Raw genomic sequence first — 548 nt, 5'->3', positions numbered from 1 at the left:
AAGGTGAAGAGGGCGAGGACAGAGAAAGAGCCGCGCCAGATGAGAGCTCTTCTGGCTCTTTGTTTGGCGCTCATCTGAAGTCCTTCGTTTCTATTCCAAGGCGAATATCCAGATCTAATTGATCAGCCCGACTAAGGATTGCGCGAAGGACTCTGGCGTCTGACGCAGGATGAGCCTCGTACTCCCGGGCTACCTCGCGGATTCGCTTTGACTTTGCTTCTTGCCAAAGGCGGTGCCCATCCGCTGGCGAGCCAACCGACCCCAAATGCAGATCTTTTGACCCGGCCTTTATTCTGACCTTTAACCTTGCTCCATCTACTGACACGCCATAAGGAAGCGAGGATGTTGAGCGCACTCTTGGCGATTTCAGCAAAACGTTTATCTTCTTTGGAATAAAGCAGCAGGTTTCTGATGAATAAACCTTAATCAGCGGGGAAAGGATGTCTTTGTCGAGGTGCCATCGGTCACCATCCTCATCTTTTTGCAGATAACCTGCTTGCGAACTTGCCCAGTCAGAAAACGCCTGAAAGTCTTGGAAAAGATTTTTT

At 50.0% G+C, this 548-nt stretch carries 1 pseudogene; it reads right to left on the bottom strand.

From position 1 onward, the window contains the following. Positions 1-70: 70 nt before the first annotated feature. Positions 71-548: pseudogene (locus ACP7CJ_RS28870) on the bottom strand (hypothetical protein); the annotation flags it as partial.

The sequence above is a fragment of the Pseudomonas sp. PSPC3-2 genome (genome assembly GCF_049897085.1).
GTDB lineage: Bacteria > Pseudomonadota > Gammaproteobacteria > Pseudomonadales > Pseudomonadaceae > Aquipseudomonas > Aquipseudomonas paraveronii.
This window is presented reverse-complemented; position numbering and strand designations above follow the sequence as displayed.